The 24,718-nt window shown below is 67.0% G+C and carries 24 protein-coding genes; 18 read left to right on the top strand and 6 right to left on the bottom strand.

From position 1 onward, the window contains the following. Positions 1-50: 50 nt before the first annotated feature. The 3 genes from F816_RS0109380 to ftsY are packed head-to-tail and all read right to left on the bottom strand — an operon-like array spanning position 51 to position 2,674. The gene (locus tag F816_RS0109380) at positions 51-980 is read right to left on the bottom strand and encodes an ABC transporter permease (RefSeq protein ID WP_019594520.1); all 930 of its coding nucleotides are present in this window, start codon (positions 978-980) and stop codon (positions 51-53) included. Further along, the gene (ftsE, locus tag F816_RS0109375) at positions 977-1,654 is read right to left on the bottom strand and encodes a cell division ATP-binding protein FtsE (RefSeq protein ID WP_019594519.1); all 678 of its coding nucleotides are present in this window, start codon (positions 1,652-1,654) and stop codon (positions 977-979) included. The genes F816_RS0109380 and ftsE overlap by 4 nt, the downstream gene beginning before the upstream one ends. 12 nt (positions 1,655-1,666) lie before the next feature. After that, positions 1,667-2,674 carry a signal recognition particle-docking protein FtsY gene (gene ftsY / locus F816_RS0109370; protein ID WP_019594518.1) on the bottom strand — a complete coding sequence of 336 codons (1,008 nt, stop codon included), beginning with the start codon at positions 2,672-2,674 and terminating at the stop codon, positions 1,667-1,669. Positions 2,675-2,729: 55 nt separating this feature from the next. Between ftsY and F816_RS0109365 the strand changes: the two genes are divergently transcribed. The 14 genes from F816_RS0109365 (at position 2,730) to F816_RS0109300 (ending at position 17,663) form a co-directional block, all read left to right on the top strand. Beyond that, positions 2,730-4,142: a pitrilysin family protein gene (locus F816_RS0109365; RefSeq protein WP_019594517.1), complete on the top strand. Its 1,413-nt coding sequence runs from the start codon at positions 2,730-2,732 to the stop codon at positions 4,140-4,142. 14 nt (positions 4,143-4,156) lie between these two features. Further along, a complete protein-coding gene (locus F816_RS0109360) occupies positions 4,157-5,461 on the top strand; it encodes a pitrilysin family protein (protein WP_019594516.1) in 1,305 nt (434 codons plus the stop codon). Then, positions 5,448-6,059 carry a 16S rRNA (guanine(966)-N(2))-methyltransferase RsmD gene (rsmD, locus tag F816_RS0109355; protein WP_019594515.1) on the top strand — a complete coding sequence of 204 codons (612 nt, stop codon included), beginning with the start codon at positions 5,448-5,450 and terminating at the stop codon, positions 6,057-6,059. Before F816_RS0109360 ends, rsmD begins: the two co-directional genes overlap by 14 nt. 192 nt (positions 6,060-6,251) lie before the next feature. Continuing rightward, on the top strand, positions 6,252-7,874 hold the full coding sequence (locus F816_RS0109350; RefSeq protein ID WP_019594514.1) for a BCCT family transporter: 1,623 nt from the start codon (positions 6,252-6,254) through the stop codon (positions 7,872-7,874). 9 nt (positions 7,875-7,883) lie between these two features. Beyond that, entirely contained in the window at positions 7,884-8,765 is an 882-nt protein-coding gene (locus F816_RS0109345) for an NAD(P)-dependent oxidoreductase (RefSeq protein ID WP_081622689.1), read from the top strand. Positions 8,766-9,134: 369 nt separating this feature from the next. Then, complete coding sequence (gene rpmE / locus F816_RS0109340; protein ID WP_018145101.1) at positions 9,135-9,338, top strand: 50S ribosomal protein L31; 204 nt, start codon at positions 9,135-9,137, stop codon at positions 9,336-9,338. 16 nt (positions 9,339-9,354) lie between these two features. Next, a complete protein-coding gene (locus tag F816_RS0109335; RefSeq protein ID WP_019594512.1) occupies positions 9,355-10,218 on the top strand; it encodes a hypothetical protein in 864 nt (287 codons plus the stop codon). After that, positions 10,218-11,084, top strand: a complete 867-nt coding sequence (locus tag F816_RS0109330; RefSeq protein WP_019594511.1) for a M48 family metallopeptidase — start codon at positions 10,218-10,220, stop codon at positions 11,082-11,084. The genes F816_RS0109335 and F816_RS0109330 overlap by 1 nt, the downstream gene beginning before the upstream one ends. Positions 11,085-11,165: 81 nt before the next feature. After that, positions 11,166-12,386, top strand: a complete 1,221-nt coding sequence (locus F816_RS0109325; RefSeq protein WP_019594510.1) for a malic enzyme-like NAD(P)-binding protein — start codon at positions 11,166-11,168, stop codon at positions 12,384-12,386. 25 nt (positions 12,387-12,411) lie between these two features. Further along, positions 12,412-13,335 (top strand): malate dehydrogenase, encoded by a 924-nt coding sequence (mdh, locus tag F816_RS0109320; RefSeq protein WP_019594509.1) that lies wholly within the window; start codon positions 12,412-12,414, stop codon positions 13,333-13,335. After that, complete coding sequence (locus tag F816_RS0109315) at positions 13,319-14,275, top strand: 5'-3' exonuclease H3TH domain-containing protein (protein ID WP_196801684.1); 957 nt, start codon at positions 13,319-13,321, stop codon at positions 14,273-14,275. Before mdh ends, F816_RS0109315 begins: the two co-directional genes overlap by 17 nt. Next, positions 14,272-14,931 carry a DUF1007 family protein gene (locus F816_RS0109310; RefSeq protein WP_019594507.1) on the top strand — a complete coding sequence of 220 codons (660 nt, stop codon included), beginning with the start codon at positions 14,272-14,274 and terminating at the stop codon, positions 14,929-14,931. Before F816_RS0109315 ends, F816_RS0109310 begins: the two co-directional genes overlap by 4 nt. A 10-nt stretch (positions 14,932-14,941) precedes the next feature. Then, positions 14,942-15,484, top strand: coding sequence for a pseudouridine synthase (locus F816_RS0109305; protein WP_019594506.1), 543 nt, complete (start codon positions 14,942-14,944; stop codon positions 15,482-15,484). A gap of 121 nt (positions 15,485-15,605) precedes the next feature. Further along, positions 15,606-17,663 carry a transglycosylase SLT domain-containing protein gene (locus F816_RS0109300; RefSeq protein WP_019594505.1) on the top strand — a complete coding sequence of 686 codons (2,058 nt, stop codon included), beginning with the start codon at positions 15,606-15,608 and terminating at the stop codon, positions 17,661-17,663. A gap of 330 nt (positions 17,664-17,993) precedes the next feature. Here the strand turns inward: F816_RS0109300 and F816_RS0109295 are convergent, their stop codons facing one another. Beyond that, positions 17,994-18,377, bottom strand: a complete 384-nt coding sequence (locus tag F816_RS0109295) for a group III truncated hemoglobin (RefSeq protein WP_019594504.1) — start codon at positions 18,375-18,377, stop codon at positions 17,994-17,996. Between the two features lie 68 nt (positions 18,378-18,445). Between F816_RS0109295 and F816_RS0109290 the strand changes: the two genes are divergently transcribed. Continuing rightward, positions 18,446-19,354 carry a fructosamine kinase family protein gene (locus F816_RS0109290; protein ID WP_019594503.1) on the top strand — a complete coding sequence of 303 codons (909 nt, stop codon included), beginning with the start codon at positions 18,446-18,448 and terminating at the stop codon, positions 19,352-19,354. Positions 19,355-19,426: 72 nt separating this feature from the next. Here the strand turns inward: F816_RS0109290 and proC are convergent, their stop codons facing one another. Further along, a complete protein-coding gene (gene proC / locus F816_RS0109285; RefSeq protein ID WP_019594502.1) occupies positions 19,427-20,245 on the bottom strand; it encodes a pyrroline-5-carboxylate reductase in 819 nt (272 codons plus the stop codon). Further along, the gene (locus F816_RS0109280) at positions 20,242-20,958 is read right to left on the bottom strand and encodes a YggS family pyridoxal phosphate-dependent enzyme (protein ID WP_019594501.1); all 717 of its coding nucleotides are present in this window, start codon (positions 20,956-20,958) and stop codon (positions 20,242-20,244) included. The genes proC and F816_RS0109280 overlap by 4 nt, the downstream gene beginning before the upstream one ends. A 140-nt stretch (positions 20,959-21,098) precedes the next feature. Between F816_RS0109280 and F816_RS0109275 the strand changes: the two genes are divergently transcribed. Genes F816_RS0109275 through F816_RS0109265 form a run of 3 tightly spaced genes read left to right on the top strand, consistent with a single transcriptional unit; the run spans position 21,099 to position 24,499 of the window. Further along, entirely contained in the window at positions 21,099-22,133 is a 1,035-nt protein-coding gene (locus tag F816_RS0109275) for a type IV pilus twitching motility protein PilT (protein WP_018145114.1), read from the top strand. Positions 22,134-22,187: 54 nt separating this feature from the next. Further along, positions 22,188-23,360, top strand: a complete 1,173-nt coding sequence (locus tag F816_RS0109270) for a PilT/PilU family type 4a pilus ATPase (RefSeq protein ID WP_019594500.1) — start codon at positions 22,188-22,190, stop codon at positions 23,358-23,360. 20 nt (positions 23,361-23,380) lie between these two features. Continuing rightward, a complete protein-coding gene (locus F816_RS0109265) occupies positions 23,381-24,499 on the top strand; it encodes a PilT/PilU family type 4a pilus ATPase (protein WP_019594499.1) in 1,119 nt (372 codons plus the stop codon). Positions 24,500-24,718 lie beyond the last annotated feature (219 nt).

Below are 24,718 nucleotides of genomic sequence, written 5' to 3'. Positions count from 1 at the left end.
AGTGCTAAACCCTGCAAAGGTTCCGCGCGTTTCGCCCGGGACGCGTCTCCCTAAGGTGCATCCCGCAGGGCATGCCCGCTGCCCAGCCGGGCGCCCAGCCAGCCGAGGAGGAGTCCGGCCAGAAGCAGGGCCAGGAGATGGGTGGCCCCAGGCAGGGACAGCCCCAACTCGAGATCGAACGCGGCCGCGGCCTGTTCCAGTGGCGCCCGGCTCAGGCCGATCCCGATGAGCAGCAGGATGCCGGCGAAAACGCCGCCACCCAGGCCGGTCATCACGCCGCCGTAGAGGGAGGGTCGACGCAGGAACCGGTGGGTAGCCCCGCTGATCCGCGAGATGGCGATTTCTTCCCGGCGTTCACGTAGCTCCGAGGCAGTCGCCAGTGCCAGGATCAACAATGCCCCCAGCCCCAGCAGGGCGCCCACCACCGACAGGATGCGCAGCCCCAACTGGTGCAGGCTGTTCAACTGCCGTACCCAGTCATCGTCGCTGACCACCGTCGCACCCGGCACGGTGGCGGCAAGCGCCTCGCGCAGCGCCGCAACGGTTTCGGGATCCGCGGTCGCGGGGACCACATCCACCACGTCCGGCAGCGGGTTTTCGTCCAGCCAGTCCAGCAGGCCCGGGTCGGCCAGGCCGTCGCGATAGCGGGCCAGGGCCTCGTCGGCATCGATCCAGATCCAGCGTTCCACCCGTGCATCGGTCTCCAGGTGGCGTTCCAGATCCGCAACCGTGGCCGCCTCCACGTCGTCGAGGTAGAGGGCGATGCGTGGGTCGTGGTCCACGTGGGCGGACAGGGCGCGGGCGTTGTCCAGCAGGACCCAGAGGTAGGCCGGCAGGGCGAGGATGAAGCCCAGTACGGCAATGCTGATCAGGCTCAGAACCGGGGCTTGCAGGCGGCGTTGCAGGCTACGCCGGGCGGCATCCCGGTGGGCCTCCAGCCAGGCCGGTATGGTGTCCAGCAGGCGACGGCCTGGCTTCATGTCGGGGCCCCCGCTGCCGCCCGCGCCTCGATGCGTCCGTCTTCGAGGTGCAGCACCGGCTTGCCCATGCGCTCGACCAGCTCCAGATCATGGCTGGCGATCAGGGCGGTCATGCCGACCCGGTTGAAGTCGTCGAACAGTTGCAGGATTTCGCGCGACAGGGCCGGGTCGAGGTTGCCGGTGGGCTCGTCCGCCAGCAACAGGACAGGCCGATGGACGATGGCCCGGGCGATCCCGACGCGCTGCTGTTCACCGGCGGACAGGGTGCGCGGGTTGACGGCCTCCTTGTGCAGCAGGCCAACCTTGTCGAGTGCGGCGCGTACGCGCTTGCGCATCTCGGGACGGCGGTAGGCGAGGATCTCCAGCGGCAGGGCGACGTTATCGAACACCGGACGGTCGAACAGCAGGCGGTGATCCTGGAACACCAGCCCGATGCTGCGGCGAAACCCTGGGATTGCCCGGTTAGAGAGCCGGTCGAGGTCGTGGCCGTTGACTCGAATACGCCCGCGTGTGGGGCGCTCCAGCCCGGCGATCAGGCGGAGCAGGGTGCTCTTGCCCGCCCCCGAGGGGCCGGTGATAAATGCCATCGCACCCGGGTCCACGCGCAGGCTGACGTTGCTGAGCGCCTCGGCCGCACTGCCGAATCGCTTGGTGACGCGTTGCAGATGGATCATCCGGCGGGCTCGTCAGTCGCTGTCGCGGCCAAGCAGGGCGCGCACGAAGGCGCGGGCGTCGAAGACCTGCAAGTCTTCGGCCTTTTCTCCGACCCCGATGAAGCGCACCGGAATGCCCAGCTGTTCGGCCAGCGCGAACAGCACGCCGCCCTTGGCCGTACCGTCCAGCTTGGTCACGACGATCCCGGTCAGGCCCAGGGCTTCGTGAAACTGGCGGGCCTGATTCAGGGCGTTCTGCCCAGTGCCGCCGTCGACCACCAGCAGGACCTCGTCTGGGGCGTGTTCGTCGAGGCGGCCCATCACGCGCTTCACCTTGCGCACCTCGTCCATCAGGTTGGTCTGGGTGTGCAGGCGCCCGGCGGTGTCGGCAATCATCACGTCGATGCCGCGCGCCTGCGCTGCCTGCAGGCCGTCGTAGACCACCGAGGCGGAATCCGCCCCGGTGCCCTGGGCGATCACCGGAGCGCCATTGCGCTCGCCCCAGGTCTGCAGTTGTTCCACTGCTGCGGCGCGGAAGGTATCGCCGGCCGCCAGCAGCACCGAGCGATCGTCCGCCTGCAGGTGATGGGCCAGCTTGCCGATGGTGGTGGTCTTGCCGGCGCCGTTGATGCCGACGACGAGGATGGAGAAGGGGCGTTCGGCCTCCGGGATCTCCAGGGGGCGCGAGACCGGCTCGAGGATCTCGATCATGGCCGCCTCCAGGGCGTCCATCAGGGCCTCGGCATCATCTAGTTGTCCGCGTTTCACCTCGCGGGTGATACGATCCATGATCCGCTGGGTCGCATCCAGGCCCACGTCCGCGAGGAGCAGGCGTTCTTCCAGCTCCTCGAACAGTTCGTCGTCGATCTTGCGCCGGAGCAGCGACCCCAAGTCGCCGCCCAGGACCTGCCCGGTCTTGGCCAGGCCCTTGCGCAGGCGCTGGAACCAGCCGCCGCGGGCGGGCTTGTCCGGCTCGCTTCCAGGTGCCTCCGCGTCGGGGGTGGCCGGGTCTTCGGACTTCTTTTTGCGGAAACCGAACATGCTCGATGTGGTCAAGTAGAGAGTTCGCCAATGCTAGCACGAGGATTCATGAATTATGCGCGGTAAAAACCTGGTCATAGTGCTCGTTACGGCGTTTGTCTTTGCCTGGCCCGCCGGGGTCCTGGCCGCGACGCCCGAGATCGAATCGAAGGTGGTCGAGACTACGCTGGACAACGGCCTGACGGTCCTGGTGCTGGAGGACCGGCGCGCCCCGGTGGTGGCCAACATGGTCTGGTACCGGGTCGGGTCGGCCGACGAGCACAGCGGCGTGACCGGCATCTCACACATGCTGGAGCACATGATGTTTCGCGGGACCGAGCAGTATGAGCCCGGCGAGTTTTCGCGCATCGTTTCGCGTCTGGGCGGGCGCGAGAATGCCTTTACCGGCCGTGACTACACGGGTTATTTCCAGATCATCGGGCGTGATCACTGGGAGACCATGATGGCGATGGAGGCGGAGCGCATGCAGCACCTGAAGCTGCAGGAAGACGAGTTCCGTCCGGAATTGAACGTTGTAAAGGAAGAGCGCCGCCTGCGCGTGGAGGACCAGCCCAACTCTCTGGTGCGCGAGCAGCTGATGGCCACGGCTTTCCTCAATCATCCGTATGGCAATCCGGTGATCGGCTGGATGAGCGATATCGAGGCCTACACCCTGGAAGACAATCAGGCGTGGTATGACCGCTATTACCACCCGAACAACGCGGTGGTCGTAGTGGTCGGCGATGTCGATGCCGAGCGGGTCATCGAGGCGGCCCGGGAGCATTTTGGGGACATCCCGGCGGGTGATCTCCCGGAGACGAAGCCGCGCGCCGAGACACCGCAAAAGGGCGAACGCCGCATCACCGTCGAGGCCCCCGCAGAGCTGCCCTACCTGCTGATGGGCTGGAAGGCGCCGGTTCTGAATACCGTGGACGACCCGGTGGATGTCTACGCATTGATGGTGGCGGCCGGGATCCTGGATTCAGGTGAGGCCTCGCGCTTTGCCCGCGAGATCGTACGGGGCGAAGAACTGGCCGGCGCGACCTCGGCCCGCTACAGCCCGTTCAGCCGGCTGGATGACCTGTTCATGATTGCGGCGGTGCCCACGGCTGCCACGGATGTGGAGACGCTTGAGGCGGCCCTGCTGGAGCAGGTGGAGCGGTTGAAGGACGAGCCGGTCAGCGACAGCGAACTGGAACGGGTGCAGGCGCGGGTGATCGCCTCCGAGGTGTACCAGCGCGACTCGGTGCGCTCCCAGGCCTTCCAGCTGGGCATGCTGCAGATCATCGGCGTCGGCTGGCAGGAAGGCGATCGCTTCGTCGAGCGCGTGCGTGCGGTGACTGCCGAGGATGTGCAGCGCGTGGTGCGCGAGTACCTGGTGCCGGAACGACGCACGGTCGGTATTCTCGATCCGCAGCCCCTGGATGGTGACGACCCGCCCGCTCCGGGTGCGGTAGAACCCTATGGCGATACCGCGGGGGGTATGTGATGACGGGAGGCAACATGATGCGAACGGGATTCCTGGTAGCCCTGGTCGGGCTGCTGGCGCTGGCGCTGCCGGCCCAGGCGGTGGAGATCGAGGAGTGGGAGACCGACGAGGGGCTGCGCGTGCTGTACGTGGCGGCGCCGGATTTGCCGATGGTCGACCTGCGCCTCACCTTCGACGGCGGGGCCTCGCGCGACGGCGACCAGAATGGCGTGGCCTCGTTGACCAGCAGCGCCCTGCAGCATGGCACGGCGGAGATGGATGCGGACGCGCTGGCCGAGGGTTTCGAGTCGGTGGGCGCGCAGTTCAGCACCACGGCACTGCGCGACATGGCCATCGTCAGCCTGCGCAGCCTGACCGAGCCGGACTGGATGGACGCGGCGCTGGAGACCCTGTCCGCAGTCCTGGCCGAGCCCGCCTTCCCGGAGGCCGATTTCGATCGTGCCCGGCGCCAGGCCCTGCAGGGGCTGCAGCGCGAGCGCCAGGATCCCGGGAGCGTTGCCACCCGGCGTTTCTACGAGCTGATGTATGGCGATCACCCTTACGCCAACTGGCCGGGCGGCGAGCGCGAGGCCCTGGAGGCGTTGCAGCCCGCGGATGCCCGCGCGTTCTACGAGCGCCACTACACCACGGCCAACGGCGCCCTGGCGATCACGGGCGGGCTGAGCCGCAGTGAGGCCGAGGCTGCGGCGGCACGCATCTCCGCCGCCCTGCCGCAGGGGCCTGCGGTGGAACCGCTGCCCGCGGTGGAACCGCGCGCGGAACCGGTCGAGGAACGTATCGACTTTCCTTCCGAGCAGGCCCATATCCACATGGGGGCCCCGACCCTGCGCCGCGGCGAGGATGACCACTATGCCCTGACCCTGGCCAACCATGCCTTCGGCGGAGGCGGCTTTATCTCGCGCCTGTTCCGCGAAATTCGCAGCGCCCGTGGACTGGCCTATTCGGTCAGCAGCCGCTTTCAGCCCATGGCGGTCGAGGGTCCCTTCCGTATCGGGATGCAGACCGGGGTCGATCAGGCCGACGAGGCGGTGACCGCGCTGCGCGAGGAGCTCCAGCGCTGGCATGCCGAGGGTATCGGTGCCGACGAGCTGGAGGCCTCGCGCGAGAATGTGGTCAACAGCTTCCCGCTGTCGTTGGCCTCGAACAGCGACATCGTCAGTCTGCTCGGGATGATCGCCTTCTATGACCTGCCGCTGGATTATCTGGAGCGCTACATCGAGCGCATGGAGGCGGTCGAGCTGGATCACCTGAACGCGCGGCTGCGCGAGCGCATCAACCCGGAAGCGATGGTCACGGTGATCGTAGGTGGGCAGGAGTAGGCGCGCCCCCGCCGGGCGCTCTGCGCGCATCCGCATCATCGGTGGGGCCTGGCGCCGCCGCTGGCTGCCGGTGCTTGGGGTCGGCGGGTTGCGCCCGACCGCGGACGCCCTGCGCGAGACCCTGTTCAACTGGTTGCAGCCGCGGCTCCCGGGTGCGCGGGTGCTAGACCTGTTCGCCGGCACCGGGGCGTTGGGGCTGGAGGCGGCCTCGCGCGGGGCGGACTCCGTACTGCTGGTCGAGCGCGATGCCCGTGCCGCGGCCCAGCTTCAGGCCAACTGCGAGACCCTGGGGGCCGAGCAGGTGAGTGTGCGCCGGGATGACGCCCTGCGCCTGCTGGCCGGGGAACCGCCCGGCGGGTTGCCCTTCGATCTGGTGCTGGTGGACCCGCCATTCGGCCAGGGCCGGGTAGCGCCGGTGCTGGAGGCCCTTCGCGCGCACGACTGGCTGCACGCGGATAGCCGGATCTATGTGGAAATCGAGTCCGAGGCGGACCTCGATTTCCTCGCTGCGGGTGGCTGGGAGATCGAGCGTGAGCGTCAGGGCGGGCAGGCCCGTGCCTTGTTGCTGGCCCAAGCTCCAGTCGCCGAGGCGGCGTAATATGGCGCAGGATATGGCGACGGTTGCGAAGCCCTTCACGTTTTTGCAGTCGGAGCAGTCTTTCGCTACGGTGGCTTTGTCCCACCTACTGCGGCAACGCCCAACGGGCGTGATCCTGTGCGGCTCCCGGCGCACGTTCGGAGCAAGCTCGCGCCGGCCCGCGCTCGCCACAAGAATACAAGGGGAAACCGAATGGATGAGCAGTCCACCCCCGGTCTGACGCAAACCCGCCTCGGCGGCTTTGGCGTGATCTGCAGCCCGGTCTTCTACACCTCGAGTATCGTGATCGCACTGTTCGTCCTGTTCGGGGCGATCTTCCCGGACACCGCCGAAGCGGTCTTCAACCAGCTGCAAAGCGGCATCGGGGAGTATCTCGGCTGGTACTACATGCTGGTCGTGACCGTGTTCCTGGTCTTCTCCCTGTACCTGATGTTCAGCCGTTACGGCGGGGTGCGCCTGGGCGATCAGTTCGAGGCCCCGCGCTTCAGCTACGCCGCGTGGTTCGCGATGCTGTTCTCCGCCGGCATGGGGATCGGGCTGCTGTTCTGGAGCATCGCCGAGCCGATGTACCACTACCTCAGCCCACCGCACGCCGAGGGCGAGACCAGCGCGGCGGCTGTCGAGGCGATGCGCTACACCTTCTTCCACTGGGGGCTGCATGCCTGGGCGATCTACATTGTCGTCGGCCTGTCGCTGGCGTATTACGCCTACCGCCACAATCTCCCGCTGCTGATCCGTTCCTCGCTGTACCCCTTCATCGGCGACCGGATCTATGGCCCCTGGGGGCACCTGGTGGATATCGTGGCGCTGTTCGGCACCATGTTTGGCGTGGCCACCTCGCTGGGCCTTGGCGTCATGCAGATCAACTCGGGCCTGAACTTCGTGTTCGGGATCGAGGAATCGACCTACATGCAGATCGTGCTGGTCGCGATCATCACCCTGATCGCCGTCGGGTCGGTCGCACTGGGCGTCGACAAGGGCATCAAGCGCCTGTCGAACTTCAATATCGGCCTGGCGGTGATCCTCATCGCGCTGCTGCTGGTCATGGGCCCGACCCTGTTCATCCTGCGCCTTCTGGTGGAAAGCACTGGCGTCTACGTTCAGTCCCTGCCCGAGATGAGTCTGTGGGCCGACACGATCGAGGATTCCGGCTGGGCGACCTCCTGGACCATCTTCTACTGGGGGTGGTGGATCTCCTGGGCCCCGTACGTCGGCATGTTCATCGCGCGGGTCTCGCGCGGCCGTACCATTCGCGAGTTCGTCGCCGGGGTGTTGCTGGCCCCGACCGCCGCGGCCTTCGTCTGGCTGGCCGTGTTCGGCGGCACCGCGATGAGCTACGAGCTCGATGGCGTGGTCGACCTGACTGGCGCCGTGTCGGAGAACATGTCCACCGCGCTGTTTGTGACCCTCCAGGCCATGCCGCTGTGGGATTGGCTGTCCGTGGCCGTGATGGCGGCGGCGACGGTGCTGATCGTCACCTTCTTCGTGACCTCCTCGGACTCCGGCTCGCTGGTTATCGACACCCTGGCCTCCGGTGACGTGCGCAACCCGACCGTCACCCAGCGCGTGTACTGGGCCATCCTCGAGGGGGTGGTCGCGTCCATCCTGTTGCTGGCGGGCGGTCTGGCTGCGTTGCAGGCGGCCGCGATCAGTGTCGGGCTGCCGTTCTCGGTCATCATGCTGATCATGGTATTCGGCCTGTGGAAGAGCCTGCATCAGACCGAAGCGGTCACCCCGAGCAAGTACCAGAAGGAAGCCCCGCCACCGCATACCCTGTTGGGGTATACGGAAGATCTGGACGACAAGATCAAGTAGGGGGTAACGATGGCTGCGTCCCGAGTGGCGCTGCTGGGATGCGGGCTCATGGGGCAACCCATGGGCCTGCGTCTTTTGCAGGCCGGATTTCCCGTGGTGGCTTACAACCGCACGGTCGCGCGAGCAAGCGATCTGGCGGCCGAGGGGGTCACCGTTCACAGTTCGCCCGCCGCGGCTGTCGCGGAGGCGGACGTGCTGGTGCTGATGCTCAGTGATGCCACGGCCATCCATGCCGTGCTGGATGCCTTGCCGGCCGGCGCGCTGGATGGTCGTTGCGTGATCCAGATGGCGACCATCCTGCCGGCCGAGAGCCGGACTCTGGCGGAGCGGGTGCGGGGCGCCGGGGCCTGCTACCTGGAGGCGCCGGTGCTGGGTTCCATCCCCGAGGCCCGGGATGGCCGTCTGCTGATCATGGCGGGCGCCGATCGCGAGGCCGACTTTGCCCGGGCTCAGCCGGTACTGGTGGCTCTGGGCGAGACACCCCGGCATGTCGGTTCGGTCGGGCAGGGGGCGGCGCTGAAGCTGGCCTTCAACCAGCTGATCGCGAGTCTCACGGCGGCGTTTTCCCTCAGCCTGGGGCTGGTACGGCGCGAGGGGGTGGAGGTGGATACCTTCATGGACATCCTGCGCGACAGTGCCCTGTATGCCCCGACCTTCGACAAGAAGCTTGGCAAGATGGTCTCCGGTGACTTCGGTACCGCCAACTTTCCGGTCAAGCATCTGCTGAAGGATGTGCGCCTGACCGAGCGCGCGGTGGAGGATGCCCACCTGGTGGGGCCGTGGCTGCCGCTGCTGGCGGATCTGCTGGATCGGGCGCGCGAGCAGGGCCTGGCCGATGCGGATTATTCGGCCATCTACACCATGATTGCCCCCGAAAACGCGGGGCAATGAGGAAGATACGGCGACCCTTATGCACAGCGCCTGGCGATGGTGCTCGAGGCTGAAGGGGGTGGCCCGTGGCAACACCTCGGACTGATGGCTGGTATTAAATGGCTTAAAAACCAGGTGCTTGCGTGATATCTTCGCCGGGAGCCGGCGCCGCCGCCTTGACGTTTGCGGTGGATTCCGTTCCGGGCGCGACAATTCGTCCACAAAGTTATCCACAGGTTGTCCGGGCGGGTAAAACCACCCAGTCATTCAGGCAGTTGTCACCCAGAGTTGAAACGCGCTCTGCAAATGCCGTCGCAACCTGGTCTTGCGCTCGGGCGGGTAGCACCGCTATGCTATCGGACTTTTCGCCAGAACCTGCGTGAGCCGACCATGAAAGCCGACATCCATCCGAACTACCACAACGTCAAGGTTATCTGCAGCTGCGGTACGCAGTTCGAGACCCGCTCCACGCTCTCCGGCGAGGAGATGCACCTGGACGTGTGCTCGCAATGCCATCCGTTCTACACCGGCAAGCAGAAGATCGTTGATACCGCCGGCCAGGTCGACAAGTTCAACCGCCGCTTCGCATTCTGAGGCTGCGGCGCGCCGGATGGCGCGCAACGCGAACGGACACGTGACTGCTGCGGCGGACGTTGTCCGACCCGACGAGGGCGTCCTGCGGGGCGCCCTCGTCTGCGTTGTGGGCTTGGCCCTGGTGCTGCTGGCCATTGCGGCCCGGGCCGAGTGCCGGCTGGCGGATCAGGATCCGCGTGGGCTTCAGGAGGTGGAGGTAGAGCGCGTCCAGGGCTTCGATAGTTTGCGGTTGATCGATGGGCGGACCGTTCAAGTGATTGGTCTGGCCCCGGCCGCGCCGCTGCCGGAGAGGGCCCGCCCGATGCGACCCCTGCATCTTCACGAGGGGCTGCGCGAGGCACTGGCCGCCCGGCTGGACGCGGTCGATCAGCGGCTGATCCTGCGCCCGGGCCGTCCCGCCCGGGACGCCGAAGGGCGCCTGCGCATGCATGCCTGGCTGCCCGGCGGGCCGTTGCTGGCGGGCGAATTGATTGCCGCCGGCGAAGCGATGCCGCGCCCCGGGCCGCAGCCGGCCGCCCTGGATACCTGCTTCTACGTGGCCGAGGCCGAAGCACGGGCAGGGGAGCGGGGTCTGTGGTTGGAGCGCCCGGCCGCCCTGCCGGTCCGGATGCTGGACCCGCGTTCCGGTGCCCTGCGCCAGGGCCGGCTGCGGGTGCAGGGCGAGGTGGTGGCCGTGCGCGAGACGTCGCGGCACTGGGTGCTGGAGCTGGACGGGCCGCTGGACGTCCTGATTCGCGGGCCTGACCGCGATCACTGGCCCGATCTTCAGCCCGATACCTTGAGCGGCGAGGCGGTCATTGTGCGCGGTCAGGTGTATCCTTGGAGGGACCGACTCCGGATGCGCATACGCCATCCGCTCGATCTAGAGGTATCGGAATAATGCGTGCTCTTTCCAAGTCCTGGCGGACCGCTCGCGGTCGTCTGGCCTCTCTATTCCTGACGGTTCTGATCGCCGCTGGCCTGGCCGTGGCGATTCCCGGTTGTACCACCAATCCGGTGACCGGACGCTCGCAGTTGATGCTGGTTTCCGAGAATCAGGCGATCGATGCGTCGCGCAGCGCCTATGTCGAGATGCTGGCTCCGGCGCGCGAGGAGGGTCGCATCAATGCCGATCCTGCGATGACCGCGCGGGTGCAGGGCATCACCGAAAAGGTGGTTGCGCAGGCGGTCAAATACCGTCCCGAGACCGCGGACTGGGACTGGGAGATCGCGGTGATCGAGGCCCCGGATACCGTCAACGCCTTCGCCATGGCGGGCGGCAAGATGGCGATCTACTCGGGCATCATCGAACAGTTGAAGCTGACCGATGACGAGCTCGCGCAGATCATCGGGCACGAGATTGCCCACGCGCTGTCGGCGCATACGGCGGAAAAGATGTCGGTGGCGCTCGCCAGCAATCTGGCTCTGACCGGTTACGCCCTTTCCGGCGACCGTTCGCAGCTGGCCCTGACCGGAGCGGCGCTGGGGGCCGTGCTCGCCGTGCAGCTCCCACACAGCCGGGGCATGGAATCCGAGGCCGACCGCATTGGTATCGAGCTGGCGGCGCGCGCCGGTTACAACCCGGATGCCGCAGCCAGCCTGTGGCGTAAGATGGCTGCGCAGGCCAATGGTGGCCAGCCGGAATTCCTGAGTACTCACCCGGCACCGGATTCACGCCAGCGCGAACTCACCCGTCTGGCCGACCAGTACCGCCCATTGTATGACGAGGCCCGGCGCGGGTCCGTCCCCACCCACCCGGTCAACTGATTTCGTTTCCGGTGCGGGCCTACCGCACCGGGCCTGCACCTGTTTCTGAAGCAACCGTCCGACAAAAGGCCTCGCTACACCATGTCCAAGGATTTCAACCAGCGCGCGCTGGAATACCACGAGCAGCAGCCGGCCGGGAAGCTGGCGATCCACATCACCAAGCCCACCGCCACCCAGGATGATCTGTCGCTGGCCTACTCGCCGGGCGTCGCTGCGCCGGTACGCGCGATTGCCGAGGACCCGGAGCTGGCCTATCGCTACACCGGCAAGGGCAACCTGGTCGCAGTGATTACCGATGGCACCGCGGTGCTGGGGCTGGGTAACGTGGGTGCGCTGGCGTCCAAACCGGTAATGGAGGGCAAGGGCGTGCTGTTCAAGGCCTTCGCCAATATCGACGTGTTCGATATCGAGGTGGACGCCGCGCAGCCGGAGGACTTCATCAACACGGTCGCGCGTATTGCCGGCGGCTTTGGTGGCATCAATCTGGAAGATATTGCCGCGCCGCACTGCTTCGAGATCGAGCGCCGCCTGTCCGAACGCCTGGATATCCCGGTCTTTCATGACGATCAGCACGGCACCGCGATCATCACCGCGGCCGGCCTAGTCAACGCCCTGGAGATCCAGGGCAAGAAACTGAGCGAGGCGAAGATCGTCTGTGTCGGCGCCGGGGCTGCCGGGATCGCGTCCATGCAGCTGCTGGTCCGCCTGGGCGCGGCGAAGAAGAACCTGTTCATGGTGGATCGCAAGGGTGTCATCCACAGCCAGCGCGATGACCTGAACGAATACAAGCAGATCTTCGCGGTGGACACCGACGCGCGCAGCCTGGCCGATGCCTGTGCCGGTGCCGACGTATTCATTGGGCTGTCCGGCCCGGACCTGCTGACCGCGGAGATGCTGCGCTCCATGGCGCCGAAGCCGATTGTCTTCGCCCTGTCCAACCCGGACCCGGAGATCCGTCCGGAGCTGGCGCACGCAACCCGCGACGACCTGATCATGGCCACCGGGCGTTCGGACTACCCGAACCAGGTGAACAACGTGCTCGGCTTCCCGTTCATCTTCCGCGGCGCGCTGGATGTGCGCGCCCGGACGATCAATGACGAGATGCTGGTGGCCGCGGTACACGCCCTGGCCGGACTGGCCCGCGAGCCGGTACCGCAGGTGGTGCTGGATGCCTACGGCCTGGAGGCCCTGGAATTCGGCCCGAACTACATCCTGCCGACCCCGTTCGATCCGCGTCTGATCGACACCGTGCCGCAGGCGATCAGTCAGGCCGCCCGCGACAGCGGGGTCGCCCGCCTGTAACGCAGTCCTGTAGGAGGAGCAGCGCATGCAGAAGATCGCCATTGTCGGCGCCGGACGCGTCGGCGAATCGACCGCCCAGTTTCTGGCCCGCCGTGACATCGCCCGCGAGATCGCGCTGCTGGACGTGCGCGAGGGCGCGGCGGCCGGCGCCGCCCTGGATATCCAGGAGACCGCGCCACTGCTGCGTTTCGATACCCGGCTGACCGGCAGCCACGAGGCGTCGGTGATCGCTGGAGCGGAGCTGGTGATCATCACTGCCGGGTTGCCGCGCAAGCCAGGCATGTCGCGCTCCGACGTGCTGGACAAGAACGTCGAAATCCTCGACGTCATCCTGCAGGACATCCTGGTTCATGCCCCGCAGAGCCGGATCCTGGTGGTCTCCAACCCGGTGGATGTACTGACCTACCGCGCCTGGCAGAAGACCGGCTGGAGCCGCGACCGTATCTTCGGCCAGGCCGGGGTGCTGGATACCTCGCGCATGGCGGCCTTCATCGCGCTGGAGACCGGTCTGTCCACCCACGACATCCAGGCGCTGGTGCTGGGCGGCCATGGCGACGCCATGGTCCCGATGCTGCGCTATTCGTCCATCAACGGCGTGCCGCTGGATCACTTCATGGATCAGGCCACGCTGGACAACATCGTCGAACGCACCCGGCACGGCGGCGCCGAGATCCTGGCCCTGAAGCAGACTTCCAGCGCGTATGGTGCCCCGGCGGCGGCCATCGCCGAGATGGTCGAGGCGATTGCGCTGGACCGGCGGCGGGTGCTGCCGACCGTGGCCCTGCTGGACGGCGAATACGGCGAGCGCGACGTGGCCATGGGCGTGCCCTGCATCCTCGGGCAGGGCGGGATGGAGCGTGCCATCGAGCTGGAGCTGAATGCCGAGGAGCGCGCCGCCTTCGACCGGTCCATCGCCGGGGTACGGAAGGACCTTGAACGCCTCGCCTGACGCCGGCCCAGTGCCGGATGCGCGGTTGCCGACCCTGACCCTGGTCGACAGCAGTATCTTTGTTTTTCGCGCCTGGTTCGCGCGTGGCCTGGACCCAGATCCGCAGGGCCGGCCGGGCGGTGCGCTGCACGGCCTGGTGCACTCGCTCTGCCAGTGGTTGCCGGCCTGCGCGCCGGGTCCGGTGGCCTTTTGTTTCGACACCGGCCTGCGCCGTGGCTTCCGTCACCGCATTGACCCTGCCTACAAGGCCCATCGCCCGCCGGCCCCGCCGGAGCTGCGCGAGCAGTTCGCGCGCATCCGCGAACTGCTGGGCCGGCTGGGGTTTGCGACTCTGGCCGACGCGGAGTACGAGGCCGACGACCTGATCGCCAGCCTGGCCCGCGCCGGGCGCGCGGCCGGCTATCGCATCGACGTGAAGAGTGCCGACAAGGATCTGACCCAGGTGATCCTGGGCGGGCAGGATCGCCTGCATGACCCGGAACGCGGGGTCGACATGGATCGTCGCGCCATCGAGAAGCGCTTTCGCATCCGCCCCGAGCAAGTCGCGGACATGCTGGCCCTGGCCGGGGATGCCAGCGACAACATTCCCGGAATCGACGGGGTCGGACCGAAGACGGCCGCGCGTATCCTGCGCCGGTTACGCGACCTCGACACGGTCCTGGCCGACCCGCCGGCCGTCACCCGTTGCAACATCCGCCGCGCGCCCGCCGTAGCCGCGGCCATCGCCGAGCAGGCCGACCGGCTGCGCCGCTCGCGCCGGCTGACCGGCCTCGCCGACCGTATCCCGGATCTGCCAGCGCCCGGGGCATTGCATCCGACGGGCCCCGATCCGGACGCGTCCGCCTGGCTGCACGATCTGGGTGTTGCCCCCGCCTACCACGCCCCGCTCCTGGCCACCGCCGGCGCCTGGGGTCTGACAGATACGAGGCAGACGGCATGACCCGTCGCCTGCACATCCTGGGCGGCTTGGTGCTGGCCGCGCTCGTGCTTCTGCCGGCCGGCGTACAGGCGCACCCGCATGCCTGGATCGACCTGCGGATCAGCTTCGAGCGCGACGGCGAGGGGCAGATCACCCATATGCTCCATCACTGGCGCTTCGACCCGACCTACGGGCAGTACCTGTACGACGATGCCCAGGAGCACCAGTCCGGCGATACCGCTGAGGCGCGCCTGCAGGGGCTTGCTACCGAGATCCTCGACAATCTGGACGAGTACCGCTGGTACAGCCACCTGGAGGTGGCTGGAGAGGCGCTCGGGATCGCCGCCGCCGCCGATCCCCGGATGGCCATGGACGCGGGGCTGCTGCACTTCCGCTTCCGGCTGGAGCTGGAGCAACCGGTCGATCCGACCGACGAGCCGCTGGCCTACCGGGTCTACGACCCGACGTATTTCATCGAGATCCTGCATCAGGACCCGCATGGCACGGAGATTCTTGATGCGTCCGGACTGGTGGATGCGACCTGTCAGGCCCGGCTCGAACGGCCGCGCCCGGATCCGGCGCTGGTGGCGCGCGCGATGGCGCTGGACTATGGCGCCAGCGTGGATTACGACCTCGGCCGGCACTTTGCCGAACGCGTCACCCTGCGCTGCGACTGAGGCACTGGTTATGGCCCGGGTCGTATTGTTCCACAAGCCCTGGGGCGTACTGCCCCAGTTCACCGACCCCGAGGGTCGTCCGACACTGGCCGACTACATTCCGATCCCCGGCGTTTATCCGGCCGGTCGTCTGGACCGTGACAGCGAGGGCCTGCTGGTCCTGACCGACGATGGGCGTCTGAACGCGCGTCTGACCCAGCCGCAGCACAAGACCAGCAAGACCTACTGGGTCCAGGTCGAGGGTGAGCCCGACGATGCCGCGTTGCATGCCCTGCGCGAGGGTGTCGAGTTGAAGGATGGCCTGACCCGCCCGGCGCAGGTGGAGCGCATGGACCCGCCGGACCTCCCTGAGCGCGACCCACCCGTGCGTTTTCGCCGCCATATCCCGACCCGCTGGCTGGCGCTCACCCTGCGCGAGGGGCGTAACCGCCAGGTTCGCCGAATGACCGCGGCGGTGGGTCACCCGACCCTGCGCCTGGTGCGCTACCGGGTCGCCTCCTGGACCCTTGATGGCCTCGCACGGGGCGAGTTTCGCACCCTGGACACGGGTTAGGGGGCTCTTGAAACCCCGGAATGCCGGAACTGCCGCCCGCGTCGCGCGAAACTGGAGGATCCTCATTGCAAGCGCCCCGGTGCAGGCCGATGATAGGAAACCATTGATACGAGGGCAGGACATGCGCCATTCCAGGAACGTAATCGCCGGGCTGGCCGGCCTGTTGCTGGTCCTGGCCGCGGCGCTGCCGGCGGCCGCTGCCGAAGAAGACCTTTATGTCTTCGAGCGCAGCCTGTACCTGCTCGCCGAGCGCGCCCTGAACCGCGGCGACATGACGGCCTACCGCGCCGCGCGCAGCACCCTGACCGGCTACCCACTGACCCCTTACCTGGATTACCGCGATCTGGCGCGCAATCTCAATCGCGCCGACCCGGATGCCGTGCGCCGCTTTGTACGCGAGCATGACGACACCCCACTGGCGGCCCGGCTGCACGGGAGCTATCTGACGCATCTCGCGCGCGAAGAGCAGTGGGGGGCGTATCTCGAATTCCTCGATTCGGACCGTTCGCTGTCCGTCGAGCAGGACTGCAATCGCCGCCAGGCGCTGTTGGAGACGGGGGAGCGCGATGCGGCCCTGGAGGACGTGGAGTCTATTTGGCTGCACGGGCAGTCGCGCCCTTCGGCCTGCGACCCGGCCCTGAAGGCCTGGCGCGATGCCGGGGGGCTGACCGGTGAACTCGCCTGGGATCGATTCGTGCTGGCCGTCGAGGCGGGACAGACGGGTCTGGCTCGTTACTTGCGTCGCTACCTTGACCGCGATGACCGCCCGTGGGCGGAGCGCTGGCTGGATCTGGCCAGCCAGCCCGCACGGGTTGTGGAGGCCGACTTCGACGCCGGCGCTCACCGCTCGGCGGAGGCGCTGATGGAGCGGGCCTTCACCCGCTGGATCCGCCAGGACCTGGATGCCGCCCTGGAAGGCTGGGAGAAGGACGGGCGTGATCTCGGACTGTCTTCCGAATCGGCCGGGCGCGTGCAGCACGCCCTGGCTCTGCGCCTGGCGCTGCGCTATCGCCCCGAGGCGCTGGACTTCATGGCGGCCCTGGAGCCCGAGGTGTTCGACACCCAGTTGCGCCAGTGGCAGGTGCGCGCGGCATTGTACGAGCGCGACTGGGAGGTGGTGATGGACGCGATCCGCGCCATGGATCGCGATGTGCGCGACGAGGCGGCGTGGCAGTACTGGTATGCCCGCGCCCTGGAGCAGGTCGAGTCGCTGGAGGCTGCACGCGGCTTCTACGAGCGCGCGGCCCGCGAACGCAACTTCTACGGCTTCCTGGCGGCCGACCGCCTGGGGCAGCCCTATCGCATCGGGCATCAGCCCCTGGTGCTGGAAGACGGGCAGCGTGCCGCCATGCGCACGCACGCCGGCATGCAGCGCATGCGCGAACTGGTCCGCCTGGACCGTAACGCCGAGGCCCGCCGCGAATGGACGCACGCCGTGGCCGCCATGGATACCGCAGAGCTGGAGGCGGCGGCGCGCACCTTCGCCGACTGGGGCTGGCACGACCGCGCGATCTTCACCGCGGCGCGCGCGCGCAACTGGGACGACATCGAGCTGCGCTTCCCGCTCGCCTTTGATGACCTGATCGTGGCCGGCGCCCGCGAACAGGGCATCGATCCGGCCTGGGCCATGGCGATCGCACGCCAGGAGAGTGCCTTCCTCTACGACGTCCGTTCCGGTGCCGGAGCGCTGGGTATCATGCAGGTCATGCCCGCGACGGGTCGGTCGATCGCCTCGGCCGCGGGTGTGCGCGTGAACTCCGACTGGGACATCCTTGACCCGGCGACCAATGCCCGGCTTGGCACCTACTACCTGCGGCGCAATCTCGACCGTTTCGGAGGCCACAGCATGCTGTCCTCCGCGGCCTACAATGCTGGCGCCCACCGCGTGAGTTCCTGGCTGCCGGAGGACCGCGCGATGGATCCGGATATCTGGGCCGAGCTGATCCCGTTCTCCGAGACCCGCGACTACATCCGCCGCGTGTTTGCCTACCGCATCCTGTACGCGGTCCGCCTGGGGCAGGAGCCGCCGTCGCTGGCCACCCTGCTGTATCCGGTCACGCCGCAGGATGGTCTTGCCGCGAGCCGCGAACGCCACCTGGCCACACTGCCTGGCGAGGCGGGCATCACCCTCAGCCGCGCCTTCTGCGATGCCCCGGGCTACACCGAAAACGCCTGCTAGTCCGCCTGCCGCGAAGCGCACAAAGCCACGAAGAAGGCCAAAGGGCGGTTTGCAACCGGAAGGCTGGAAGATCGGCAGGCGGCCGATCGCCCGGAGGGCCGAGGCCTCTGCCGACCCCTGGCGCGTCGGCCTGTCAGGAGCCGATTTGGTGACAGACATCCGCCACGTGCCCTCGCCGCAGGGCGCCGCCAACGGCAATCGCAAAGGCTCCAGACGCGGGGCTCGCCCGTCGCCACGCCACAATGCTCCCGGCTTCCTCTGAACCGTGCTTGACCTGGACGTGGCCCTTCTTCGTGCCTTCGTGTGCTTCGTGGTGCAAACAAAGGCGGGTTAGCCGCGGATGATGTCCTCGCGCATGCGGCTGGCGATGCCGTCGGCCAATTGCTGCCATTCGGCCGCCAGAGGTGGCTCCAGGTGATCCTCGGTCGTGGCCTTGAAGTGGCGCATCCAGACGGCCAGGTCGGCCTCGGTCAGGTTCAGCGGTGCGTGCTTGCCGACCATGTCGATGGTCGGCGGTTGTTCCAGGCGCCCGCCCAGGTTCATGTACCAGAAATCGGCGATGCGTTTCACGTGATCCGGAAAATCCTGGATGCGCGCGAAGTGATGGCCGATCTGGGGATCGGCTGACAGGCGGCGGTAAAAGTCGTCGATCACCGCGCGGATGCGCTCGGCGCCGATCTTGTCGCACAGAGGTTCGAGCTTGCGAAAGGCCATTGGGGTCTCCTGACGGATCCTGCGACAGCCGGTAACCTGCACACTGACATGGAACCCGGATGCCAAGGATGAACCAATTCGATTCAACGGGCCCCGATGCCGTGGCGGCTGCGGTGGCCCAGTGTATTGCCGACCATACCGGAACGCCCTTTGAGCCAACAGGAAGCCAGGCCTGTTCCGGGGGCTCCATCAATCAGGCGCAGCGTTTCACCGGAAGCGACGGGCGGGCGTTCTTCGTCAAGCTGAGTGGGGGCGACGGCGCTGCGATGTTCGCGGCCGAGGCGCGCGGCCTGGAAGAACTCGCGCGCTGCGAACGCCTGAAAATCCCCGCTGTCGTCGGCACCGGATCGGCGGGCGGCACGCACTTTCTGGTGCTGGAGAACCTGGCGCTGGGCGGCCCCCGCGACGGGGTGGCTCTGGGGCACGGGATTGCCGACATGCACCAGAAGACCCGTCCGCGCTTCGGGCTGGATCACGACAATTTCATTGGCAGTACGCCGCAACCGAATGCCGAGCACGACGATTGGGCGGCGTTCTACCGTGATGAACGTCTGGGATTCCAGCGCCGGCTGGCGCGGGAGCGTGGGGCGGCGGGATCGTTACTCGGGGCGCTGGAGGAGCTGGAGTCCTCGCTGGGCGGCTTCTTTACCGATTATCAGCCGGTACCCTCCCTGCTGCACGGCGACCTGTGGAGCGGCAACTGGGGGTTCCTGGCGGATGGCAGCGTGACGATCTTCGATCCGGCGGTGTACTACGGCGACCGCGAGGCGGATCTGGCGATGATGGAACTGTTTGGTCACCCGGGCCAGGACTTCGTCGCCGCCTACGAGGAGATCCTGCCCATCGACCCCGGCTATGGCGTGCGGCGCACACTCTACAACCTCTATCACATCCTCAACCACGACCATCTGTTCGGCGGCGGCTACGGCGCCCAGGCCGAGCGCATGATCCGCCAGCTGCTGGCCGAACTGCGCTGATTGCCCCGCCACGACGCGCTCTTGACCTGTCCCTTCTTCGTGTATTCGTGCGCTCCGTGGTGGAACAGGGTTTCAGCGGCCGAGTTCGCGCGAGCGTTCGGCGGCTGCGGTCATGGCCCGGCGCATCAGTTCGCGCAGGTCGCCGTCTTCCAGGACCTGCAGGGCGCGTTCGGTCGTCCCACCCGGTGAGGTGACGCGGTGGCGCAGTTCGGCGGCGCTCTCGTCGCTCTCCGCGGCCAGGCGGGTGGCCCCGGCCAGGGTGCCAAGGGTCAGTTCCAGTGCCGTGTCCGCCGGCAGGCCCAGCGACTGCGCGGCCTCCTGCATCGCCTCGATCATCAGGAAGACGTAGGCCGGTCCGCTGCCGGAGGTGGCGGTCACGGCGTGCATCTGTTCCTCGTCCTCCACCCAGATCGCGCGGCCCACCGCCTCCAGCAGCCGGGTGGCCGTGGCGCGATCCTCGGGGCTTGCGGTGGGGGCGGCGTAGAGTCCGGTGACCCCGGCGCCGACCAGGGCCGGGGTGTTCGGCATCGCGCGGACCAGGCGTGTGCTGTCGCCCAGCCACCCGGCCAGCTGGGCAGTGGTGATGCCCGCAGCTACCGAGATCACTAGCGGCTGACCCTGCTGCACCGCATCGCGCAGCGTCGGGGCGAGCTCCGGCAGGGTCTGTGGCTTCACCGCAAGCACCAGGGTGGCGCTCTGGGCCGCCAGTTCGGCGGCGCTACCACTGGCGAGCCCCGGGTAACGCGCCTGCAGATCGCGTACGCGCTCGGCGCCCTTGTCGGCGATGGCGATGCGTTCGGCGGCATGGCCGGACTGGACCAGCCCCTGAAGCAGGGCCTCACCCATGTTGCCGGCCCCGACGAAGCCGACCTCGAAGCGGTGTTCCGTCATGTGGATTCCTTTGGTTTGGATTGGCGCGGGCCGAACAGGGCGGTGCCGATGCGCACGATGGTTGCCCCCTCGAGAATGGCGGCCTCGAGATCGCCTGACATCCCCATGGACAGCGTATCCAGCGAATGGCCCCCTGCGTTCAGGGTATCGCGCAGGGCGCGCAGGCGCGCGAAGGGTTCCCGCTGTAGCGGGATGTCGTCGGCGGTGGCCGGAATGGCCATCAGCCCGCGCAGTGCGAGGCCGGGCAGGTCCTGCACTGCGGCGGCCAGGGCGGCGACCTCCCCGGGTGCGACGCCGGCCTTTTGCGGTTCCTCGCTGATGTTGACCTGCAGGCATACCTGCAGCGGCGGCATGCCCTCCGGACGCTGATCCGACAGGCGCCGGGCGATACGCTCGCGGTCGACGGTATGCACCCAGGCGGCGCGTTCGGCCACCGCGCGGGTCTTGTTGCCTTGCAGCGCGCCGATGAAGTGCCACTCGAGGTCGAGTGGCGCGGGTGCCGCTTCCAGGGTGTCGTACTTGTCCACCAGCTCCGGGGCGTAGTTCTCGCCGAAGGCGGACTGTCCCAGCGCATGCAGGGCACGGATCTCGTCCGCACCGCGGGTCTTGCTGACGGCCAATAGACGGACCGAATCCGGGTCGCGTCCGGCCTCGCGGCAGGCGGCCTCGATGCGGGCTCGAACGGTGCTCAGGGCATGGTCTGGTGTGGTCATTTCCCTATGATATAGTCCGGAAGAACACAAGGTCACCGCGGATTTTCGCGCGGGCCTTCATAAGCGACAGGGGGTGGTGGTCGTGGCTGCCACCAGGGCGTTGGCGCGGGTCGGCGTTACGCCCGACAACAGGGGGATGCATGGATATCACGCAGTTGCTGGCCTTTTCGGTCAAGAACGGGGCCTCGGACCTGCACATCTCTGCGGGCATGCCGCCGATGGTACGTATCGACGGCGACATGCGCCGGGTGAACGTGCCGGTCATGGACCACAAGGAGGTCCAGGGCCTGATCTACGACATCATGAACGACCGCCAGCGCAAGGACTACGAGGAGTTCCTGGAGACAGACTTTTCGTTCGAAATCTCGGGGCTGGCGCGTTTCCGTGTCAACGCCTTTAACCAGGATCGTGGCGCAGCGGCGGTCTTCCGTACCATCCCCTCCAAGGTCCTGACGCTGGAAGAGCTGGGTGCCCCGCGCATCTTCGAGGAGATATCGGACTATCCGCGCGGCATCGTGCTCGTGACCGGCCCGACCGGTTCGGGCAAGTCCACCACGCTGGCGGGCATGGTCAACCACCGCAACGAAAACGACTACGGGCATATTCTCACCATCGAGGACCCGATCGAGTTCGTGCACGAATCGAAGAAGTCCCTGATCAACCAGCGCGAGGTACACCGTGACACCCACGGCTTCAGCGAGGCCCTGCGCTCGGCCCTGCGCGAGGACCCGGACACCATCCTGGTCGGCGAACTGCGTGATCTCGAGACCATTCGCCTGGCCCTGACCGCGGCCGAAACCGGCCACCTGGTGTTCGGCACCCTGCACACCAGTTCGGCGGCCAAGACGATCGACCGCATCGTCGACGTGTTCCCGGCGGCCGAGAAGGATATGGTGCGGGCCATGCTGTCGGAGTCGCTGCGTGCGGTCATCGCGCAGACCCTGATGAAGAAGATTGGCGGCGGGCGCGTCGCGGCGCACGAGATCATGCTCGGCACGCCGGCGATCCGGAACCTCATCCGCGAAAACAAGATCGCGCAGATGTACTCGACCATCCAGACCAGTTCCGGCTCCGGCATGCAGACGCTGGACCAGTGCCTGAAGGACATGCTCGCGCAGGGCGTGATCAGCCGCGAGGACGCTCGCCGCAAGGCCAGCAACCCGGATTCCATCTGACCACCACGCCGCCGATGCGCTTGACCGTCGGACCGGGTACCAAGGGAGAACGCCATGGATCGTGACAAGGCGATCAAGTACATGCACGACCTGCTGCGGGCCCTGGTGGACCGGGACGGGTCGGATCTGTTCATCACGGTGGGCATGCCGCCGGCGGCAAAGATCGACGGTCGCGTGGTGCGGATGACCGAACAGAACCTGACGCCCTCGCATACCCAGGCGCTGGTGCGTTCGATGATGAACGACAAGCAGTCGGCCGAGTTCGAGCGCCACCAGGAGTGCAACTTCGCGATTGGCTTACAGGGTGTGTCGCGTTTTCGCGTAAATGTCTTCACCCAGCGTGGCAGCCCGGGCATGGTGCTGCGAACCATCAATTCCGTGATCCCGAAGTTCGAGGACATCCAGATGCCGCCGCAGCTGGAGAAGATTACCCAGGAGCGTCGTGGCCTGGTGATTTTTGTGGGTGGCACCGGCTCGGGCAAGTCGACCTCGCTGGCGGCCATGATCGGCTATCGCAACCGCACGACAGCCGACCACATCGTCACCATAGAGGACCCCATCGAGTTCGTTCACGAGCACGCGATGAGCATCATCACTCAGCGTGAAGTCGGGGTGGACACCGAGAGCTACGAGATCGCGCTGAAGAACACCTTGCGCCAGGCGCCGGACGTGATCCTGATCGGCGAGATCCGCGACCGCGAGACCATGGACTACGGCGTCGCCTTCGCGGAGACCGGGCATCTGTGCCTGTCCACGCTGCACGCGAACAGCACCAACCAGGCACTGGACCGCATCATTAACTTCTTCCCCGAGGACCGGCGCGAACAGCTGCTGATGGACCTGTCGCTGAACCTGAAGGCCGTGATTTCGCAACGCCTGGTACGCAAGGAAGGCGGCGAGGGCCGGGTGCCGGCGGTGGAGATCCTGATCAACACCCCGCTGATGGCCGACCTGATCCTGAAGGGCCAGGTGCACGAGATCAAGGAGCTGATGTCCCGTTCCCGCGAGCAGGGCATGCAGACCTTCGACCAGGCCCTGTTCGACCTCTACGAGCATCGCCACATCAGCTACGACGAGGCCCTGCGCAACGCCGACTCGGTGAATGATCTGCGCTTGCGCATCAAGCTCGATAGCCAGCGAGCCCAGGACGACGGAGCCCCCGCCGTAACGGATGAGGGCGAAGGCCTGTCCGTGGACGAGCGCGCCGAGGACTTCAACCTGCGTTAGTCGTTGGGGAAACAGAAAACATGAGCCAGTTGCAGATCGAGCCCTACCTGAAGTTGATGGCCCAGAAGGCCGCCTCGGACCTGTTTTTTCTGACCGGCGCGCCGGCCAGTATCAAGGTCGACGGCGCGCTGCAGCCCATCTCGCGCAAGGCGCTGGCGCCCGGTCAGGCCGAGAGCATTGCGCGCGAGCTGATGAGCGAGCACCAGGCCGAGATCTTCGACCGCGAGACGGCCGTCAACTTCGGCCTGTCGCGCGAAGGCCTGGGACGCTTCCGCGTGAATGTCTACCGCCAGCGCGGCGAGGTCGCGATGGTGATCCGCTTTATTCGGGTCGCCATCCCGACCATCGAGCAGCTCGGGCTGCCCGAGGTGCTCAAGCAGTTTGTGGCCTACAACGACGGGCTGATCCTGATTGTCGGGGCCACCGGCACCGGGAAGTCGACCACCCTGGCGTCGATGATCGATCACCGCAACACGAACCAGAGTGGGCATATCCTGACGGTCGAGGACCCAATCGAGTTTCTGTTCAGCCACAAGCGTTCTATCGTCGGTCAACGCGAGGTCGGGATCGATACCCCCAGCTACGACCACGCCCTGCAGGAGGGCATGCGCGAGGCCCCGGACGTGATCATGGTCGGCGAGGTCCGCTCGCGCGAGACCATGCGCGCGGCGCTGACCTATGCCGATACCGGGCACCTGGTCCTGACCACCCTGCACGCGACCAATGCCACCCAGGCCCTGGATCGAGTGATCAACCTGTTCCCCGAGGACAACCGCCCGCAGATCCTGTCGGACCTGTCACTGAACCTGCGTGCGATCGTCGCCCAGCGCCTGCTGCAGACCAAGGACGGTCGACGCGTTGCCGCGCTGGAAATCCTGGTCAACACGCCTTATATCTCCGAGCTGATACGCGACGAGAAGATCAGCGAGATCAAGGAGATCATGGCCAAGGGGAGCTCCGTGGGCATGCAGACCTTCGATCAGGCGATCGTCAAGCTGTTCAAGACCGGTGACGTCATGCTGGACGAGGCCCTGAACAAGGCGGATTCGCGCGCCGATCTCGAGTGGCGCTTGAACTTCGGGGGCGGGGTCGCCTCCGCCGACGAGACCGAGGAAGAGTTGAAGCTCCCCGACCGCTAGGGAGACGCTGATGGAATCACGCGTTCGCGGTGGTGCCCCCTGTTTTCCGGGACAAGGCGTGGTGCGCAGCCGGTAGTGGTTCTACCGGCAAGTGCCGCAACGCAGGATCGGGGAACAGGGGGCACCAACCCCGAAGGGGCTCGGCCGCTTTTGAGCGCGCACGGCGTTGCGGCTCCCTTGTGCAGAGTGACTGCACGGCAGTCACCGCGCCTTGTTCGC

This window comes from Thioalkalivibrio sp. ALM2T (assembly GCF_000381505.1).
Classification (GTDB): domain Bacteria; phylum Pseudomonadota; class Gammaproteobacteria; order Ectothiorhodospirales; family Ectothiorhodospiraceae; genus Thioalkalivibrio; species Thioalkalivibrio versutus.
This window is presented reverse-complemented; position numbering and strand designations above follow the sequence as displayed.

Coding starts and splice junctions, on each gene's coding strand:
- F816_RS0109270 (WP_019594500.1), top strand. CDS start 22,188: ATGGATCGTGACAAGGCGATCAAGTACATGCACGACCTGCTGCGGGCC.
- rpmE (WP_018145101.1), top strand. CDS start 9,135: ATGAAAGCCGACATCCATCCGAACTACCACAACGTCAAGGTTATCTGC.
- F816_RS0109280 (WP_019594501.1), bottom strand. CDS start 20,958: ATGACCACACCAGACCATGCCCTGAGCACCGTTCGAGCCCGCATCGAG.
- F816_RS0109335 (WP_019594512.1), top strand. CDS start 9,355: ATGGCGCGCAACGCGAACGGACACGTGACTGCTGCGGCGGACGTTGTC.
- ftsY (WP_019594518.1), bottom strand. CDS start 2,674: ATGTTCGGTTTCCGCAAAAAGAAGTCCGAAGACCCGGCCACCCCCGAC.
- F816_RS0109310 (WP_019594507.1), top strand. CDS start 14,272: ATGACCCGTCGCCTGCACATCCTGGGCGGCTTGGTGCTGGCCGCGCTC.
- F816_RS0109305 (WP_019594506.1), top strand. CDS start 14,942: ATGGCCCGGGTCGTATTGTTCCACAAGCCCTGGGGCGTACTGCCCCAG.
- F816_RS0109265 (WP_019594499.1), top strand. CDS start 23,381: ATGAGCCAGTTGCAGATCGAGCCCTACCTGAAGTTGATGGCCCAGAAG.
- F816_RS0109365 (WP_019594517.1), top strand. CDS start 2,730: ATGCGCGGTAAAAACCTGGTCATAGTGCTCGTTACGGCGTTTGTCTTT.
- F816_RS0109295 (WP_019594504.1), bottom strand. CDS start 18,377: ATGGCCTTTCGCAAGCTCGAACCTCTGTGCGACAAGATCGGCGCCGAG.
- F816_RS0109360 (WP_019594516.1), top strand. CDS start 4,157: ATGATGCGAACGGGATTCCTGGTAGCCCTGGTCGGGCTGCTGGCGCTG.
- F816_RS0109300 (WP_019594505.1), top strand. CDS start 15,606: ATGCGCCATTCCAGGAACGTAATCGCCGGGCTGGCCGGCCTGTTGCTG.
- F816_RS0109275 (WP_018145114.1), top strand. CDS start 21,099: ATGGATATCACGCAGTTGCTGGCCTTTTCGGTCAAGAACGGGGCCTCG.
- F816_RS0109330 (WP_019594511.1), top strand. CDS start 10,218: ATGCGTGCTCTTTCCAAGTCCTGGCGGACCGCTCGCGGTCGTCTGGCC.
- mdh (WP_019594509.1), top strand. CDS start 12,412: ATGCAGAAGATCGCCATTGTCGGCGCCGGACGCGTCGGCGAATCGACC.
- F816_RS0109325 (WP_019594510.1), top strand. CDS start 11,166: ATGTCCAAGGATTTCAACCAGCGCGCGCTGGAATACCACGAGCAGCAG.
- F816_RS0109350 (WP_019594514.1), top strand. CDS start 6,252: ATGGATGAGCAGTCCACCCCCGGTCTGACGCAAACCCGCCTCGGCGGC.
- F816_RS0109345 (WP_081622689.1), top strand. CDS start 7,884: ATGGCTGCGTCCCGAGTGGCGCTGCTGGGATGCGGGCTCATGGGGCAA.
- F816_RS0109290 (WP_019594503.1), top strand. CDS start 18,446: ATGAACCAATTCGATTCAACGGGCCCCGATGCCGTGGCGGCTGCGGTG.
- proC (WP_019594502.1), bottom strand. CDS start 20,245: ATGACGGAACACCGCTTCGAGGTCGGCTTCGTCGGGGCCGGCAACATG.
- F816_RS0109380 (WP_019594520.1), bottom strand. CDS start 980: ATGAAGCCAGGCCGTCGCCTGCTGGACACCATACCGGCCTGGCTGGAG.
- ftsE (WP_019594519.1), bottom strand. CDS start 1,654: ATGATCCATCTGCAACGCGTCACCAAGCGATTCGGCAGTGCGGCCGAG.